The 16,458-nt window shown below is 61.2% G+C and carries 14 protein-coding genes; 3 read left to right on the top strand and 11 right to left on the bottom strand.

From position 1 onward, the window contains the following. Nucleotides 1–304: 304 nt before the first annotated feature. The 3 genes from P3T23_RS30325 to P3T23_RS30315 all read right to left on the bottom strand — a co-directional run bounded on the left by P3T23_RS30325 (nt 305) and on the right by P3T23_RS30315 (nt 3,263). Complete coding sequence (locus P3T23_RS30325; RefSeq protein WP_429319885.1) at nt 305–2,587, bottom strand: LPS-assembly protein LptD; 2,283 nt, start codon at nt 2,585–2,587, stop codon at nt 305–307. A gap of 117 nt (nt 2,588–2,704) precedes the next feature. Further along, nucleotides 2,705–3,085: a hypothetical protein gene (locus P3T23_RS30320; protein ID WP_429319776.1), complete on the bottom strand. Its 381-nt coding sequence runs from the start codon at nt 3,083–3,085 to the stop codon at nt 2,705–2,707. Continuing rightward, nucleotides 3,078–3,263 carry a hypothetical protein gene (locus P3T23_RS30315; RefSeq protein ID WP_429319775.1) on the bottom strand — a complete coding sequence of 62 codons (186 nt, stop codon included), beginning with the start codon at nt 3,261–3,263 and terminating at the stop codon, nt 3,078–3,080. The genes P3T23_RS30320 and P3T23_RS30315 overlap by 8 nt, the downstream gene beginning before the upstream one ends. Nucleotides 3,264–3,631: 368 nt before the next feature. On the opposite strand from P3T23_RS30315, the gene bamA reads away from it, so the two are divergent. Further along, nucleotides 3,632–5,872: an outer membrane protein assembly factor BamA gene (bamA, locus tag P3T23_RS30310; RefSeq protein WP_429319884.1), complete on the top strand. Its 2,241-nt coding sequence runs from the start codon at nt 3,632–3,634 to the stop codon at nt 5,870–5,872. 323 nt (nt 5,873–6,195) lie between these two features. On the opposite strand, the gene P3T23_RS30305 is transcribed toward bamA, so the two are convergent. Then, the gene (locus P3T23_RS30305) at nt 6,196–7,044 is read right to left on the bottom strand and encodes a response regulator (RefSeq protein WP_429319774.1); all 849 of its coding nucleotides are present in this window, start codon (nt 7,042–7,044) and stop codon (nt 6,196–6,198) included. A 353-nt stretch (nt 7,045–7,397) separates the two neighbouring features. Between P3T23_RS30305 and P3T23_RS30300 the strand changes: the two genes are divergently transcribed. Further along, complete coding sequence (locus P3T23_RS30300) at nt 7,398–8,915, top strand: ATP-binding protein (protein WP_429319773.1); 1,518 nt, start codon at nt 7,398–7,400, stop codon at nt 8,913–8,915. Then, a complete protein-coding gene (locus tag P3T23_RS30295) occupies nt 8,908–9,666 on the top strand; it encodes a response regulator (RefSeq protein ID WP_429319772.1) in 759 nt (252 codons plus the stop codon). Before P3T23_RS30300 ends, P3T23_RS30295 begins: the two co-directional genes overlap by 8 nt. A 60-nt stretch (nt 9,667–9,726) precedes the next feature. Here P3T23_RS30295 and P3T23_RS30290 read toward each other — a convergent pair whose 3' ends face one another. The 7 genes from P3T23_RS30290 to P3T23_RS30260 form a co-directional block, all read right to left on the bottom strand. Beyond that, nucleotides 9,727–10,620, bottom strand: a complete 894-nt coding sequence (locus P3T23_RS30290) for a mechanosensitive ion channel family protein (RefSeq protein ID WP_429319883.1) — start codon at nt 10,618–10,620, stop codon at nt 9,727–9,729. 323 nt (nt 10,621–10,943) lie between these two features. Then, a complete protein-coding gene (locus P3T23_RS30285) occupies nt 10,944–11,141 on the bottom strand; it encodes a hypothetical protein (protein ID WP_429319771.1) in 198 nt (65 codons plus the stop codon). A gap of 281 nt (nt 11,142–11,422) precedes the next feature. Beyond that, nucleotides 11,423–11,761: a DUF3579 domain-containing protein gene (locus tag P3T23_RS30280; RefSeq protein ID WP_429319770.1), complete on the bottom strand. Its 339-nt coding sequence runs from the start codon at nt 11,759–11,761 to the stop codon at nt 11,423–11,425. Further along, nucleotides 11,758–13,383: a methyl-accepting chemotaxis protein gene (locus P3T23_RS30275; RefSeq protein WP_429319769.1), complete on the bottom strand. Its 1,626-nt coding sequence runs from the start codon at nt 13,381–13,383 to the stop codon at nt 11,758–11,760. Before P3T23_RS30275 ends, P3T23_RS30280 begins: the two co-directional genes overlap by 4 nt. 105 nt (nt 13,384–13,488) lie before the next feature. After that, the gene (locus P3T23_RS30270; RefSeq protein ID WP_429319768.1) at nt 13,489–14,616 is read right to left on the bottom strand and encodes a porin; all 1,128 of its coding nucleotides are present in this window, start codon (nt 14,614–14,616) and stop codon (nt 13,489–13,491) included. A gap of 192 nt (nt 14,617–14,808) precedes the next feature. After that, nucleotides 14,809–15,483 carry a response regulator gene (locus tag P3T23_RS30265; protein WP_429319767.1) on the bottom strand — a complete coding sequence of 225 codons (675 nt, stop codon included), beginning with the start codon at nt 15,481–15,483 and terminating at the stop codon, nt 14,809–14,811. Nucleotides 15,484–15,597: 114 nt separating this feature from the next. After that, the gene (locus tag P3T23_RS30260; protein WP_429319766.1) at nt 15,598–16,458 is read right to left on the bottom strand and encodes an ABC transporter permease; all 861 of its coding nucleotides are present in this window, start codon (nt 16,456–16,458) and stop codon (nt 15,598–15,600) included.

The following is a 16,458-nucleotide window of genomic DNA, read 5'->3' as shown; positions in this document are numbered from 1 at the left end:
ATAAAACCCCCGCATGACGACCTGGATGAAATTGGTATTTGACAAAACCGGTAGTTGAGAGAGACCTTTTTGCCATTGGACCGCTGCGTCGGTGCAGCGTACAGCAACAGGCCGAGGAAAGTGGCGAACAACATGCCACCGATGACGCCGGTACCGATCTCATGACATCGTGGATCACCCGGTAAGCCGCGCACTCGACCAGTTCGGGCTAGACACGGCAGTGATCGAGGCCTGGCGCGCAGCCGCGTGATCCAAAGGGAATCCTCCGGCACGAGCGGACGAGCATGTAGTGGCTTTAGCGACGTCATTGATAGTCGCTGAAGAGCGAAAGCGGCGCTTCGTCAGCAGGCGCCGACGCATAACCGGGCACATCTGCCTTGAACTGCTCCAGCAGGCCGCGATCGCTTCGTGACAGGCCTTTGAGCTGGAGTTGCATCAACACGCGCGTGCCCGTGCTCGGCGACGACGTGCTGCCCGTCGAGTTCGTGTACTTCTCGAAGGCGAGCGCCACCGACCAGCACTGCGCATCGTATTGCAGCCCGACAAGTCCCGTGATAAGACGGTGCGTGCTCATGTCGTAGTTGACCCGCGCGACGCTCGCCACGGTTCTCGACAATGGCCATTGCCCGGATACGACGAACTGGTCGACGGGCTCATAGTCGAGCGTTGTGTTTGCACGCGTGTACCGGTACGCGACGTTGAGCACGTGGGCCGTCGCCGGCGACCACGCGAGACCGATCGAGCCATGGGTCAGATAGTTGTTCGCCTGGCTGTATTCCAGCGCATTCTGGAAAGAAACGTTTGCGCCAATCTTCACGGAACTGCCGGCAATCAGGCCCGTCCGGGCAACGTCCGCTGTATCCTCGTCGGCGTATAGCGTGACGCGCGGTTGATGAAAATCGTACCGCTGCGCAATGACGAAGCGCGCGCGCTCGTCGCCCGTCGCCGCGTCGATCAGGCGCGAAGTGAGCGCGGCCGTCACGCGGCTTGCATCCGACACACGATCGTTGCCGGCAAACGTGTTGTCGCTGAAGAGTTCGCCCAGGCCGAAATCCGCTTGCGTCGTGTCGAACAGCGGAATGTATGTCTGGTTGCGATAGGGCGTATAGACGTAGAACAGCCTCGGCTCGAGCGTCTGGATATACGACTTTCCCCAGATGCGCACGGCGCGCTCGAACGTCGTGCCGGTGTCGAGGCTCAATGTCGGCATGTTGACACTCACGTTCTTCGGTTGCCCCGCCGGCGCATCGGAGGCGATCGACGAGAGATTGTAAGAAGCGAAGTGCCACTTGAGCGTCGGCGTAAAGAACCAGCCAGGGCGCACGATCGGATAGCTGACGAAAGGATTGAACACGAAGCGCGTGCCTTGCGTCGCATCCGCCGACGACAGCGTGAAGCGTGCCGCATCCGCCTCGAACCCATAGTCGAAACCGCCGACGTCATAGCGGTTGTATCGCACGTTGACCTGCGGTTCGCGGTTGTAGGTCGAGTCGCTCGAGAACGATTGCCAGTGCTGCTCGCGTGCCAGAACCGACCACGGTCCGCTGTGGTAAGTGAGGCCCGCTTCCTGTTGATAAAGCGTGGTCGAACTGGTCGGAAACGCGCTTCCCGAACCGAGATCGGTCGAGACATTGGCGTCCGATACGCGGTTGTAGTTCACATATGCGCCGAAGCCGGAACCGATATTCCAGACGTGATTCAGATCGATCGAATAACGGCGCGTATGGGTCGTCGCGTCATCCGGCAGCCATGCGAAAGACAACGATCCCGACGATGCGTCCGTCAGATAACGATAGTCAGCGCTCAGCATTTCGCCGCGCTTCGACATGTAACGCGGCGCAACGGTCAGGTCATAGTTCGGCGCAATGTTGAAATAGTAAGGGACCGTGATGTCCACGCCGTTCTTCGAACTCACCGACCATGTCGGGGCAAGCAGGCCGCTGCGGCGCGCGCCGTCAAGCGGAAACGACAGCCACGGGCTCGCCAGCAAGGGTATGTCCTGAAAGAACAGGACTCCATTGCGCGCGATGCCTTCGCCCGAACCCTGGTCCATCGAGAATTGAGCAGCCCGGATGTACCAGGCAGGATTTCCCGTGCATGCACACGTGCTGTATGTTCCGTCGACGATGTGCGAGCGCTCGTTGTCGAGCAGGTCCACGCGTTCGCCGCTTCCCCAGCCGCCCGTCAGATAGAAGCGGTACCGCGGCTGGACGATGAACCCTTCGTTCGCATCCACATGCAACTGGCCGTAAGGACCATCGAACACGTCGCCCTTCGAAACGATCCTGACATGACCGTACGCATCGGCCGTGTCGCGGTCACCGTCATAGTGCAGCGCGTCGCCTTTCACGACGAATCCATAGCGCCGCAACTCGGCAGTGCCTTTTAACGAAACATCGGTATCGACGCTGCCTGTCATCGATTCACCCAGCGCAATCGTCGCGGGGCTCGAACCTGGTTCTTCGGGCGTTTCGGCGAGCTGCGGCGCAAGGCGCAGGCTCCAGGCATCGGAAGTACGTTCGGCGTTTGCTGCGGCATCGACGAGTTGCGCGTAAACCGGCAGCGGCGCCGAGAGGCACAACACCAATGCGGCAATAGGCCTGAGCACAAGCCCATGAAATACTCTGCGAAAGATCAAAGCGAAATCGTGGCGTCTGATTGACGGGCGGACGCCGGCCCGAATCGAATGTGCGTCCAGCAAGCTTCACTGCAACGTCACGAGATCGGGCTTGACGTTAGCGACGCCGTTCAGCGCCTCGATCAGAAAAGGAATCTGCTCGCATGGCACAGAAAACGACAGCCCGGTATTGCCTGCCAGCCTGAAACGTATGACGGCGACCTCGGTGCCATTCAGGCGGCCGATTTCCCATCCATAGCTCTGAAACGCGAAGACCGTGTCGGGGTTCTTGTTGAGCAGCCTGTCCGAGTGCTCAATCGCATTCGGCAGCGCGGCAAGCAGTTCGTTGAGTACCGATCGATGAATGGCCGTGGTCGGCTGCTTCCCATGCAGCAACAGATAGAGGCCGTCCTCCGTCAACTGAAGGCCGGTAATCGAATCGACGACAAGCGCTGCGCGTTCAGACATTGCGCACCTCTCCGACGCCCGTTTTCCGTTCGCCAGCCATCTCGCCATGATGCTGCGCACGCGTGACTTCGACCCACGGTTCATAAGACGATGCCCGGGCCATCCAGGCGGAAAAAAGCGGCGCGGAACTGGCGCGCAATACGGCAACCAGCACTGCCGGAGCGATATGGTCGAGCATGGTGAATGAATAGAGGTGGGTGGAGTGCGCACAATACCGCCACCCTCACACCCGTCGCGTTACGACCATCCTACCGATTCTTAACTGCGCATCGATGCCTTCTGGCGCCTCGCAGCACGCCCGCCTTCATCGTCGCGATTGCGTCCGCTGCAGTCACGAATATTCAGAAAGTTTGGCGTAACCCCATGCAAGAAGCCGCTTCCTATACTCGCGGCTTTCCACAGTCGGTCGCGTCCGGTTCGCTCTCGCGCGCATAGCAACCAGGTCGCCACTCAAGCGGGTAATCAACCAGATCTTCGATGAAACAGAGCGCATCAACCATTTGTCTCGCCAGTGCGATCACGCTATGCGCAACGACACTGTTGCCGATGTCCGCACATGCCGATCAGCCGGTGACCGTCAAGGACATCAGGATCGAGGGCCTCACGCGGATCGAGGCCGGTACGGTGCTCGCGAATCTGCCCATCAAGCGAGGCGACGTCTTTACGGACGACAAGGCGTCACAGGCCGTGCGCGCAATCTACGATATGGGCCTCTTCAACGATGTGCGCGTCTCGCTCGACGGCGACATCGCGGTCGTTGCCGTGGTCGAGCGGCCCGCGATTGCAGACATCGATTTCGCGGGCATTCACGAGTTCGAGAAGGACAATCTGACCAAGGCATTGCGCGCGGTCGGTCTTTCGCGAGGTCGTCCTTTCGACAAGGCGCTCATCGACAAGGCCGAGCAGGAACTCAAGCGTCAATATCTTTCGCGCGGTTTCTATGCCGCTGAAGTGCGGACCACGACCACGCCGATCGATAACGGCCGGGTGTCCGTGTTGTTCTCGGTGATCGAAGGTCCGAACGCAAAGATCAGGCAGATCAATTTCATCGGCAATCATGTGTTTTCGGAAAGCGATCTGCGCGATGAGATGGAACTGTCGACGCCGAACTGGTTCTCCTGGTACACCAGGAACGACCTCTACTCGAAAGAGAAGCTTGGCGCCGATCTCGACCGGCTGCGTAGTTACTATCTGAACCGCGGCTACCTGGAGTTCGGGATCGATTCGACCCAGGTTTCGTTGACGCCCGACAGGAAGGAAATGTATCTGACGCTCGTGTTGCACGAGGGCGAGCCGTACACCATCACGGGTATCCGGCTTGGCGGCAATCTGCTCGATCGCGAAGCGGAACTGACGCAGCTGATCAGCATCAAGCCGGGCGAGAATTTCTCCGAAGAACGCCTCAGAGCGGTCACGAAAGCGGTCGTGGACCGGCTCGGCGAATACGGCTACGCGTTCGCAGCCGTCAACGCGATCCCCCAGATCGATCAGGGCAAGCACACGGTCGAGCTGACACTGCAGGTCGATCCGGGACGTCGCGTGTACGTGCGGCAAGTGAATGTCGAGGGCAACACGCGCACGCGCGATGAGGTCATCCGGCGCGAGATGCGCCAGCTGGAAAGCGCGTGGTTCGACTCCAACCGCCTCGCGCTTTCGAAAGACCGCGTCAACCGGCTGGGCTATTTCACCGATGTCGACGTGACAACCATTCCCGTTGCAGGCTCGGACGATCAGGTCGACATCGATGTGAAGGTCAACGAAAAACCGACGGGCGCCATTACGCTCGGCGCAGGCTTTTCGTCATCGGACAAGGTAGTGCTTTCCGCTGGCGTCTCGCAGGACAATGTGTTCGGCTCAGGCACCAGCCTCGCCCTCAATGTGAACACCGCGAAGACCTACCGCACGCTTTCGGTGACGCAGACGGACCCGTACTTCACCGTCGACGGCATCAAGCGGATTTCCGATGTCTACTATCGCACCAGCTATCCGCTTTACTACAGCAACGACGAAAGCTTTCGCATTATCTCGCTCGGGGCGGACCTGAAGTTCGGCATTCCTTTCTCGGAGGTCGACACCGTCTACTTTGGCCTGGGTATCGAGCAGGACCGCTTCAATACCGATTCATCGACACCGCAAAGCTATCTCGACTACGTGAAGGAGTTTGGCCGCGTGGTCAACAACGTCCCGCTCACAGCGGGATGGTCGCGCGACGCGCGCGACAGCGTGCTCGTGCCGAGCCGCGGCTATCTGCTGCAGGCGAACGGCGAAGTCGGCACGCCGGCGGGAGAAACCGAATACTACAAGGCCGACGTGCAGAGCCAGTATTACTACTCGTTCGCGCGCGGCTTCATTCTGGGTCTGAATCTTCAGGCTGGCTACGGCAATGGGTTTGCGGGCAAGGCCTATCCGATTTTCAAGAACTACTACGCTGGCGGTATCGGCTCGGTGCGGGGATATGAAACGAGTTCGCTGGGTCCGCGCGATTCGTCGACGGGTGACTCAATCGGCGGGTCGAAGATGGTGGTCGCGAACGTCGAGATGACGTTCCCGCTGCCCGGCAGCGGATGGGACCGCACGCTGCGCGTCTTCACATTCCTCGACGCGGGAAACGTGTGGGGCAATGAAGGCAACAGCACGGGCGCGAATGGCTTGAGGTATAGCTATGGCGCAGGTCTGGAATGGATTTCGCCAATCGGCCCGTTGAAACTCTCGCTCGGCTTCCCTCTGATCAGACATCAGAACGACAAGTACCAGGTGTTCCAGTTCCAGATTGGGACTTCTTTCTAGGCGCTCAGTGGGCGAGATGGGATCAAGGTCCATCTCGCTCCTCTGGTTGGCACTTCGTCTGGCGAATGCGGCCATATGTATGTGTGCTCGCCCACATAACGCACCGATTTATTCGCTTTACATGCTGCCGATCATGTCGCTCGGACGGACGAACGAAAGGATGCCGTGCCCCGCGTGATGAATTCTGGCCGCTGAGGCGAAAGCGGCGCGAGTGGTCAAGGAGACCATCATGGACAGCGAGTCGGTTCAGCATGTTGCAAATCCGGACCTGGTCGTAGTCATCCACGGGAGGGGTGGCATGCCGGAAAAGATGCGGCATGTCGTCAGTACGCGTGCTGTTGCATTCGCCTCGACAGGTCTTCGAAGTGAACGCTTTCTTCCGGCAGGACATTCGCCGGAATGCCTGACATGCGCATGCCCTCGGGCTGCGCGAATGCGCCATCGCGATGTTCGGGGATGCCGGGGCGCGCGAGCGACTCGTCGGGTGAAAACATGTAGCCCTCGCCGCGCAGCGTCTTGATGTATTGCCGTCCACCCGGCGACACTTTCAGTGCGGCGCGAAGCCTGAAAACGACGACATCGAGCCCGCGCTCCGTGACGCTGCAATGCCGCCGCAGCAGGTTGAGAATGCGGATGCGCGACAGCACTTTCATCGGATGCGACGCAAGCACCACGAGCAGCGCGAATTCGGTGTTGCGTAGCCCCACCTCGACGCCGCCACGGCACAGAACGCGGTTGGCGACATCGAGTTCGAAATCGTCAAACGTGATGCGCTCTTGCTCCATGCATGTCGGCGCGGGGAACGACGGACTCGAACGCAACGCGTTACGCACGCGGACAATCAGCTCGCGCGGGTCGTGCGGATCGACGATATAGTCGTTCGCGCCCAGTTCGAAAGCGAGAACTTTGTCCACCACGTCGTCCGACTGACTGACGATGATCACCGGCAAGTCATAGCCCAGCGAACGCAGCCGCCGCAGCGCCGTCAGGCCGTCCATCTCGGGCAGGCCGTGGCGTATGACGATCAGCGACGGTACTTCCTGTTCGAGGCGTCGCTCGAGCGAGTCGGTGTTGTACAGGACTGACATCTCGATGTTGTGCTGCTGCACATGTGCCCGGAGCGTGTCGCGGCTTTCCTGATCAGGCTCGACGACGAGCAGATGGATTGTCATGATGTTCCCGTCCTTCTCTGGTGTGAAGATTGGAGCACGGGCAGAGCGCCTGCCTTCCGACGGCATTCGCGACGATCCGCACGCCCGTCCGGATGTGGCGACACGCCCGGATCGATGCCCATCATAGAGAGCAACTGTGCAGGCAAGATGGTGAAAAAAAAGGAGAATCCGTGGAGATTGCCGAACGATCGTCCACTGCGTTGCCGCTCACGTCAAAATAGCGGCTCGGGCGCCGGCGGGCAGCGTCGCGCCGGGTGATCGCGCCGAATGATCGGCCTGTCGGACAGGACGCGGCACGATTGCGGGGAAATCAGGGAACGAAGAATGAAAGGTGGCGGCCGTTGGGAATGTCCATGAAAGTCGGCATCACGTCGAAGCTTTTTGTCGCGATCTCGGCCGCCTGCATCCTGGTGGCCGTGACGATGGGCATTGCCGTGCGCATGAGCTTCGAGCGCGGTTTTATCGGCTATCTGCAGACGCAGTCGCACTCGGAATCCGCGCAATTGAAGCGCGAACTCGAAACCGCCTGGGCAATACACAAGAGCTGGGACTTCGCGAAAGACACGGCCGCTGCATCGGCGGCCATTCCCGAGCTGAACGACGCGGGCGGCCCGCCGGGGCCACCCGACATGAACGCGCCGCCTGACGGGCTGCGTCTTCCTTCGCCGCAAGGCGCGCCCGGCAGCACGGCACAGCAGGGGCCGCCGCCGACGGGCCTCGACGCGCCACCGGATGCGCGCGGCGCACCCGGTCCAGGTCCCGGTTCACAGGGCAACCGGCATCCGCCGTTCCGGGTCTACGACGCGAACCTGAAGGTCGTGCTTCAGAAAGGTCCACCGCCACCACCCGATGAACCGCGTGAAGCGCTGAGCGCGGATGGCAAACTGATCGGCTGGCTGGCCGTCGGCGGCCCGGACATGCTGCTGCATTCCGCCGACCGGCAATTCCAGACGCAGCAGATTCGCGCGACGTGGATCATCGTCGGCTTCGCCGCGCTGCTTGCGGCCGGCGTCGCGGTCGTGCTCGCGCGCGTGCTGCTCGCGCCCGTGCGCCGGCTCGTCGAGGCGACGCATCGCCTCGCGAGCGGCGACTATACGATTCGCGTACCCGACTCCGGCAGCGACGAACTGCATGAACTGGCGTCCGACTTCAACCGGCTCGCCATGTCGCTGGGCACCGCTGAACGTTCGCGACGCAATTTCATCGCCGACATCTCGCACGAACTGCGCACGCCGCTCGCCGTCCTGCGCGGCGAACTCGAAGCGATCGAAGACGGCGTGCGCAAGCCCGACCGCGCGACGCTGGCGTCATTGCAGGCGGAAGTCGCATTCCTGAGCCAGCTGATCGACGATCTGTTCGAACTGTCGCTCGCCGACATCGGCGAACTGTCCTTCGAGAAAGTGCGGCTCGACGTGGGGCCCGTCGTCGAGGCGGCAGCCGAATCGTTCCGCGACCGTCTCGCCGACAAGAAGATCGCGCTGCAGACGGAAGCCGGCGAGGCAAGCGTCATCATGCTCGGCGACCCATACCGCCTGACGCAGCTGATGAAGAACCTGCTCGAAAACGCAATGCGTTACACGGATGAAGGCGGCACGGTGCGCGTCGCGGTCACGAAGAATGCACACGAGATCCAGATCGATGTCCAGGATTCCTACCCCGCCGTGCCCGAGCCGTTGTTGCCGCATCTGTTCGACCGGCTCTTCCGCGTTGACGCATCGCGCAGCCGTCAAAGCGGCGGCGCGGGCCTCGGGCTCGCATTGTGCAAGCACATCGTGAACGAGCATGGCGGCACGATCGCCGCGCTGCGCTCTCCATTGGGCGGACTGTGGATCATGGTCCGGTTCGCCACACTAGAATCCAGAGATGACTGACTTCCCTTCTCCGCGGTCTCCGGCTTCGATCCTGATCGTCGAAGACGAGCCGAAACTGTCGGCGCTGCTGACCGACTATCTGCGAGCCGAGAACTTCGAAACCCGCGTAATCGCCGACGGGCGCGAGGTAATGGCCTCGGTGCGCTCCAATCCGCCGTCGCTGATCCTGCTCGACCTCATGCTGCCGGGACGAGGCGGGCTCGAGATCTGCCGCGAGCTGCGGACGTTTTCCGATATCCCCGTGATCATCCTGACGGCGCGGGTCGACGAAATCGACCGGCTGCTCGGGCTGGAACTGGGCGCGGACGACTATGTGTGCAAGCCGTTCAGTCCGCGCGAAGTGGTTGCGCGCGTGAAGGCGATAATGCGGCGCATCGAGTCGCTATCGGGCATGGGAGGCGCGGGGCGCGCGGGAGCGGAGCCGGTCTCGAGCGGACTGGCGATCGACCTGGAGCGGCACGCCGCGTCGCTGGACGGCAAGGATCTCAATCTCACGCCAATCGAAATCCGGCTCCTCGCGCTGTTGCACTCGACGCCCGGCCGGATCTATTCACGCGACCATCTGCTTCGCCAGCTATACGACGACCATCGGGTCGTCGCGGACCGCACGGTGGACTCGCATGTGAAGAATCTGCGGCGCAAGCTGCAGACGGTGCGCCCCGATCACGACATGATCCGCTCGATTTACGGCGTGGGCTATCGGCTGGACGTCGTCCCTCGACAGGGTAGCGACGAGAACGATCGCGACTAGACTGCCTTTGCCTGCAAAAGAGACTTCCAGCATTGCTGCAGGCTTACAACCTCTACCCCGTTATCCGGCGACGGACGGGCCTGCCTGGCCGGCGGCGGGCGCGTCGCCAGTCGTCGTGCTCTGCACGATGTGCAATTCGCGGGTGCGCAACGGCAACGAACATTGCGCGTCGGTCAGTGTCTGCCGCACCTGGCGCGCGAGATCCCAGCGCATGTCCCAGAACACGTCGATCTTCGACCAGACGCGGATATTCAACACCGCCGTGCTGTCGTCGAAGCGGCTGACCATCACCTGTGGCGCGGGCTCTTTGAGCGCGCGCGGGTCGGCTGCAGCGAGAGTGCGCAGCGCCTGCAGCGCACGATCCACATCGTCGCGCACCGAGATCTCCACTTCGAGATCGAGCCGGCGCGTTGGATTGCGGCTGTAATTGCGGATCGAATTGCTCCACAGGGCACTGTTCGGCACGTATTCGCAGATGCCGTCGGGTTTGGTGAGACGCGTCGTGAACAGGCTGACTTCCTCGACCGTGCCCGCGACATTGCCCGCTCCGCCGTCGATATAGTCGCCGACCTTGAACGGCCTTAACAGCAGCAGCATGATGCCAGCCGCGATATTCTGCATCGTGCCTTGCAACGCGAGACCGATCGCGAGGCCGGCGGCGCCGAGCACCGCGACCATGCTGGCCGTCTGGATGCCCAGCTCCGACAGCGCCCCGATGATTGCGACGACACGAAGGCCCCACAGGCTCGTGTCACAGAGGATCGGGATCAACGTGGCGTCCATACGCGATTGACGTGCGAGCAGACGGCCCAACCAGAGCGAAACGCGGCGCGATATCCACCAGCCAATGGCCAGTATCAATACGGCCGCGCACAACTGCGTCGAGAAGGCGGCGAGCGCATCCCAGAGGAAGGTCCATCGGCTCGGATGGATTTCGGCGAGAAAGTTCTGCATGACCTTGATGATCCTTGTCATAGGGCGGCGGCAGGTACGCCGCCGCGCAGTTGAAAGAGAAGCGTTGCTCCGGTGAGGCCTGCCATGCCGAGCGCAGCAGGTGAAGATTCGCGAGCTACCGTTGGCGTTCAATCAGGTAGGTCCCCAGAGGTGAAAAGCCTCTGTCTTCGGAATCGACGAACGACAATTGTCGCTCCAGAACCGAAGGCGTGCACATTACCAGTCGGGTGAGTGGTGGCACCCGGCAGGGAATGATCAGCCGTACTCCACACGACCAGCCGGGCGTTGACCACGGATGTGTGTCACCGCCCGACACCCTCCCGTTAGAACTTGTGGATGATGGCTATGCGCGCCAACGCCTGACGCCTGTTCGACGACGCCTCGTTGTAGAAGCCCTGACCCTGAGTCGCGACAAGCGGGCCCGACGCAAACTGGTACGACGCCGACGCGTAGAAGCGGGTGCGCTTGCTCAGGAAATAGTACGCACCAGTGATCGGCTGATTCCAGTGGACATCGCTCATTCGGTACGAAGTGGAACGTCGTTCGGGAAAGGATACGGGGCGCGGGGGCCTGGTTATTCCGGTGGCGGCGGTCCGCCCAGCGCATTGCATCCGGTGAGACCGAACAAAAGGCTGCATGTGAGCAAACCGGAGCAAACGCGCCGCATTGCCGCTTGCGCGTTCATCGTGCACGCAACCCTATTGCCTGAACCGCCAATCGACGCGGCAGGTTGGACTGTGGCGGACTCGACCATCGCATAGCCTGGCCCGCGGGAAGAAGCGCCGTACCAATAGGGCGCAAATCAGTCAACCGGCGCCGGACCCGACCGGCGAGCCCCGTCGCTGGACGTCAAACGACTGTCCACCGGAAGATCATTGTCTTCGGCAAACCGGACAACGAAATCAAACGCTTCAGGGCAAACTCTCCGGAGTTCACTGGAAACACTCAGGCATTTAACGCCGGCGTCGACGAGAGGCATGGCGAGCTGCGTTGAGGCAATATGGATGCCGGGCCGACGCTCCCCGACGAAGAGAACGATGACGCCCATCAGACGCTCGGCCCAGTCGCCCGGGCGGAATACCTTCCGGTGGTGCGTGAGGCCCTTGATCAGATAGTGTTCGCTGCTCTCGGCTGTCGTCATGCGTCTACGGTTGATGGCTTGAGCGCCGTCCAGTTCTGCTGCCCGGGTTTCCCGGCAGACGATTCTGCTTTTTCATCCAGCCGGAAAACCGCCACTGCGCCGTCGAGAGCGCGCGCCTGTTCTTCCAGCGACGCAGCGGCCGCGGCTGCCTGCTCCACCAATGCGGCGTTCTGCTGGGTCGCGTTATCCATCTGCGTCACCGCACGGTTGATCTGGTCGATGCCGCGCGACTGTTCCTCCGAGGCCACGCTGATTTCGCGGACAATGCCAGTGACGTTGCGTGCCGCCCCAACGATTTCTGCCATTGTCATGCCTGCGCGAGCCGCGAGTTCGCTGCCGTTCTGCACCTTGGCAACCGAATCGCCGATCAGCTCTCTGATCTCTTTCGCCGCAGCGGCCGAGCGTTGCGCGAGCGCGCGCACTTCGCTCGCGACCACTGCGAATCCGCGTCCCTCCTCGCCGGCCCGCGCAGCTTCGACGGCTGCATTCAACGCGAGGATGTTGGTTTGGAACGCGATGCCCTCGATCGCACCAATGATATCGACGATCCGGCTTGAACTCGATGACATGTCCGCGATCACGTCGACAACCTGGCCGACGACGTCGCCGCCGCGCGCCGCGAGCTCCGACGCGTTTTCCGCGAGCGCGCTGGCCTGCCGCGCGTTGTCGGCATTTTGCCGGACCGTGGCAGTCAACTCTTCCATGCTCGATGCGGTCTCCTCCAGGGTCGCCGCCTGCTGCTCGGTGCGGGTCGACAGGTCGGCATTGCCGCTCGCGATCTCGCGAACGCCGTGCGTGATCGCCGCCGTGCCTTGCCGCACCTGGTTCACGGCACCGGCGAGCGCTGCCTGCATCCGGGCAAGCGCAGTCATCAACCGGCCCATTTCGTTGGCGCGCAGCGTATCGATCGCGCTTGTCAGATCTCCAGCGGCGATGCGCTCGAAATGACAAATCGCCTGATTAATGGGCCGCACGATCGACGCCGTCAGCATGAAGCGTGCGAACAGGCCCAGCACGATCGCAGCGGACCCAATTGCGCCGAACAGCCAGAGCAGCATGTGGAAATGCTGTTGCGCCGACGCAAAGCGCGACTTTTGCTGCTCTGCCTGAAAATCCTCCAGCGCGAGCGCGGCGCTCCTGTAGTCACTGAACAATGTGTCGGGTGCCTGCCGCTGCGTCGTCCGGAACGACGCGAAATCGTTCTGGTCGAGCGCCGCGATTTCAGGCGCAAGCGCCTGTTTCATCAATAGCTCGCGCTTCGCGCGCAGCGCGTCGCCCAGCTTCCTCTCAACCTCATTCGAGGGCGGCTGCGCGGCATAGGCAGCCAGTTCGCGATCGCTGTCAGCCTGCCCGGCGTGCACTCGCGCGAGCACGGCGTCGGTCGGTTTTCCTTGTGCGACGAGCGTTTCGTACACACCGAGATCGACCCGCACCTGCAGGAGTGCTTCGCTGCTGGCGGTAAGATGTCGCAGCGCGGCCGTCTCCTCGCTGTACAACCTGTCGAGCGCCGTGTTGGCCGTGTTCAGGCTGGCGATCGATGTTGCGATCACGAGCATCAGCGCGGCCGTGTAGCCGGCGATCGTGATCGTAAGAGCCGTCCGGATAGTGGTAGTTCTGAACATGCTTTCCCCGACCCGCTAGACAGAAAAAATGCGGCGGCCGGATAAGTCCGCCGCCGCAAGTAGGAGCACATCGATGAAACGATCAGCGCGAAGCTGATTCCCGGATCAGAAACGGGTGCGGATGCCTGTGGTCAATTCGAGCTGGTTGGTCGCACCAAAGGTGGTTCCGACTGTGTAGCCGCCATGAAGCTTCATGTAGTCACCCGCCACATACACTTCCGTGCGCTTCGACAGGTGATAGAAGGCCGACCAGTACAGCGTCTCCTTCCAGCCGTTGTGGAGGGCCGACGTCGGGTCAAAAGCGCCAATGTTCGCGTTCGGGATATTGCCATCGATGTTGTACGCGGCGTTCTTCGTGCGCATCTGCTGATAGCCGAGTTGATAGTCGAACGGACCCTTCGGCGAAAGCTTGAGCGACACTGTCCACGCGTTGTCCTGACGCTGGCCGAGCGTACCCTGATTACCCAGGTAACGGAAGTAACCGGCGTTGGTGCGCAAGATGCCGAAAGTGTAATTGCCACCGACCGAGAACGACTGGTTGGTGAAACCTTGACGGTTCACGTGGCTATAGAAGCCCGACACATTGAACGGGCCGCCGTTGTACCCGAGCGCTGCCTGGTAGTTGGCGTTGGTACCGAAACTCGTTGAGTTGCCGAACGCGTAGCCCGTACTGGCGAAGATACCGTTGCTGAACAGTTTCTTCCACGCGACGCCATTTTCATAGCGCGTGCCCGTTGCGCTGGCCGCGTAGAAAATCATCTGCTTGAAGTTGTTCGCATTGGTCCAGCCACCTTCTTCGGTGGTCAGTTGGGCCGTGCCATACGGATCGCCATAAATTGTCGATGCGTCGCGAGCGATGGTGTTCTGGAACCCCGCCGTGAACTTGCCGAACGTGTCGTTCTGGATGCCTACCCACGCGTCACGATCGAAGAGCTGGCCCGGGTCTTCCATCTGGCCATCGCTCACGCGATATTCACTCTCCAGCCGGAAGATGATCTTCGAACCCCCACCGATGTCCTCAACCCCCTTCAGACCCCAGCGGCTGCCGCTGAACCACGGTTCGCCGCCAATACCCATGCCGATCACGTGATCACCGTTCGCATTCGCGTGCGACTGATAGGTTGGTACGCTCAGATCCATCAGGCCATAAAGCTGAACGCTTGACTGGGCGTGCGCGCCGGTTGCTGCAAAAGCCCCTGCCGTAACGGCCAGAGCCAGATACTTTTTCTTCAAGATCGTCTCCTCTGAATACTACACAAAATTTTCGTCTCTGTTGCTCGCTGCAACTGCAGTCCAAATACCCGCATGACGGCCCAGGTCAGCGGATGGGCGTAATCCTAGTTATCTCAATCCTTCAGCCACCTTTCCTGTCTCATCTGTACAACTAAGTGCATTTACTTATATACGTCACAGAACCGGCATTAACTACGTGGCATCCTTGCTGCGCAGAATGTAGCCAAGCCCACGCAATGTAATGATCTGCGCGCTCGACATGGAGAGGTGTCTGCGCAAGCGGTGAATATAAATGTCGATGGCGTCCGCGCTCGGTTCATCGTTGAGACTGAACATGCTTTCCATCAAGGTTGTCTTCGAGACTGTCTTGCCCTGTCTTAACATCAGGGTTTCGAGGATCGTATGCTCACGAGGTCGTAACACCATCAGCTGGCTACTGTGAAGGAATTCGCGCGTATCGGATATGTACTGCAGGTCGCCACACATGAGACAGGCCGACATTTCGCCTGCTTGCCGGCGGATCAGCGCCTTGATTCGTGCCACCAGTTCTCGCGCATCAAATGGCTTAACGACATAGTCGTCGGCGCCGGCGCTGAAACAGTCGACCTTGTCGTCAGTCGAACCATTGGCCGTCAGCATCAACACCGGCACCTTGTCGCTGCGGCGGCGCAATCGCGCCAGCACTTCCTTGCCGTCCATCCCCGGCAGCCGAATGTCAAGCAGGACCACGTCGTAGCGTTGAGTCCGCAGCACTCTATCCGCGCTTTCTCCGTCGCCCACGCAATCAACCGCGAAGTTTTCACAACGCAGCAGGTTAGCAATCCAGTGCGCGAGTTCAGCGTTGTCTTCCACGAGCAGCAGCTTCATCGCTTTCCTCAACCGCGCAACACGCGCAAGGGGACTGTGGTGGCGAGGCCAACACGTCAACGCCCGATGCCAGGGCACCCGTACCGGCGGGGTATCCTTCCACCCCCTTGAAGATCAGAATGCCGCTGGTCTCCACTTCAGCAGACGCTTTTCCAGTGCGGTGAGCAGATAGTCCGCAGTAAGCGCCACCACCGCGAGCACGATCATCGCCGCGAACACGCCGCTCGCGTTGAACGCGCCTTGCGCCGTCGAGATCAGCAGCCCGATGCCCTGCTTCGAACCCAGGAATTCGCCGACCACCGCACCGACCAGCGCGAAGCCAAAGCTCACGTGCAGGCTGGCCAGAATCCAGCTGAGCGCCGACGGAATCACCACCGATGTCGTCACCTGACGGCGCGATGCCCCCAGGATCTGCGCGTTCGCGATCATGTAGCGGTCGGCTTCGCGCACGCCCTGAAACGCGTTACCGAACACCACGAAGAACACCATCACGACCGCCAGCGCGACCTTCGACGCCATCCCGAGGCCAAGCGCGATCACGAACACCGAGCCGAGCACGACACGCGGGATCGAATTCGCGATCTGGATGTAGAGGCTGAACACGTCGGACAGCAGCTTGTTGCGGCCGAGCACGATGCCGCAAAACACGCCGGCCACCGAGCCGATGATGAAACCGAGACCGGTCTCTTCGAGCGTCACCCAGACCTGCGTGAGAAGCGGCCCTTGCGAGGTGCCGTTCACGAACCAGTCGATGATCTGATTGAAGATCGCCGAGGGCATCGAGAAAAAGAACGGATCGATCCACTTGAGCCGCGCGGACAGTTCCCAGCCGCCGAGCACGACGATGAGCACGAGAATGCGCAGCGAAATCACCAGCGCCTGACGCTGACGGATACGCTTTTGTGCGACGCGCTCGACCTGCGCGAGCGACGTGGCGTCAATGCCCGACGGCATCGTTTGTTGAGGGGTGGACAT

The sequence above is a fragment of the Paraburkholderia sp. GAS448 genome, assembly GCF_050435685.1.
Classification (GTDB): Bacteria; Pseudomonadota; Gammaproteobacteria; order Burkholderiales; family Burkholderiaceae; genus Paraburkholderia.
Note: the sequence above shows the minus strand (reverse complement) of the source record. Positions and strands in the feature narration are given on the sequence as shown.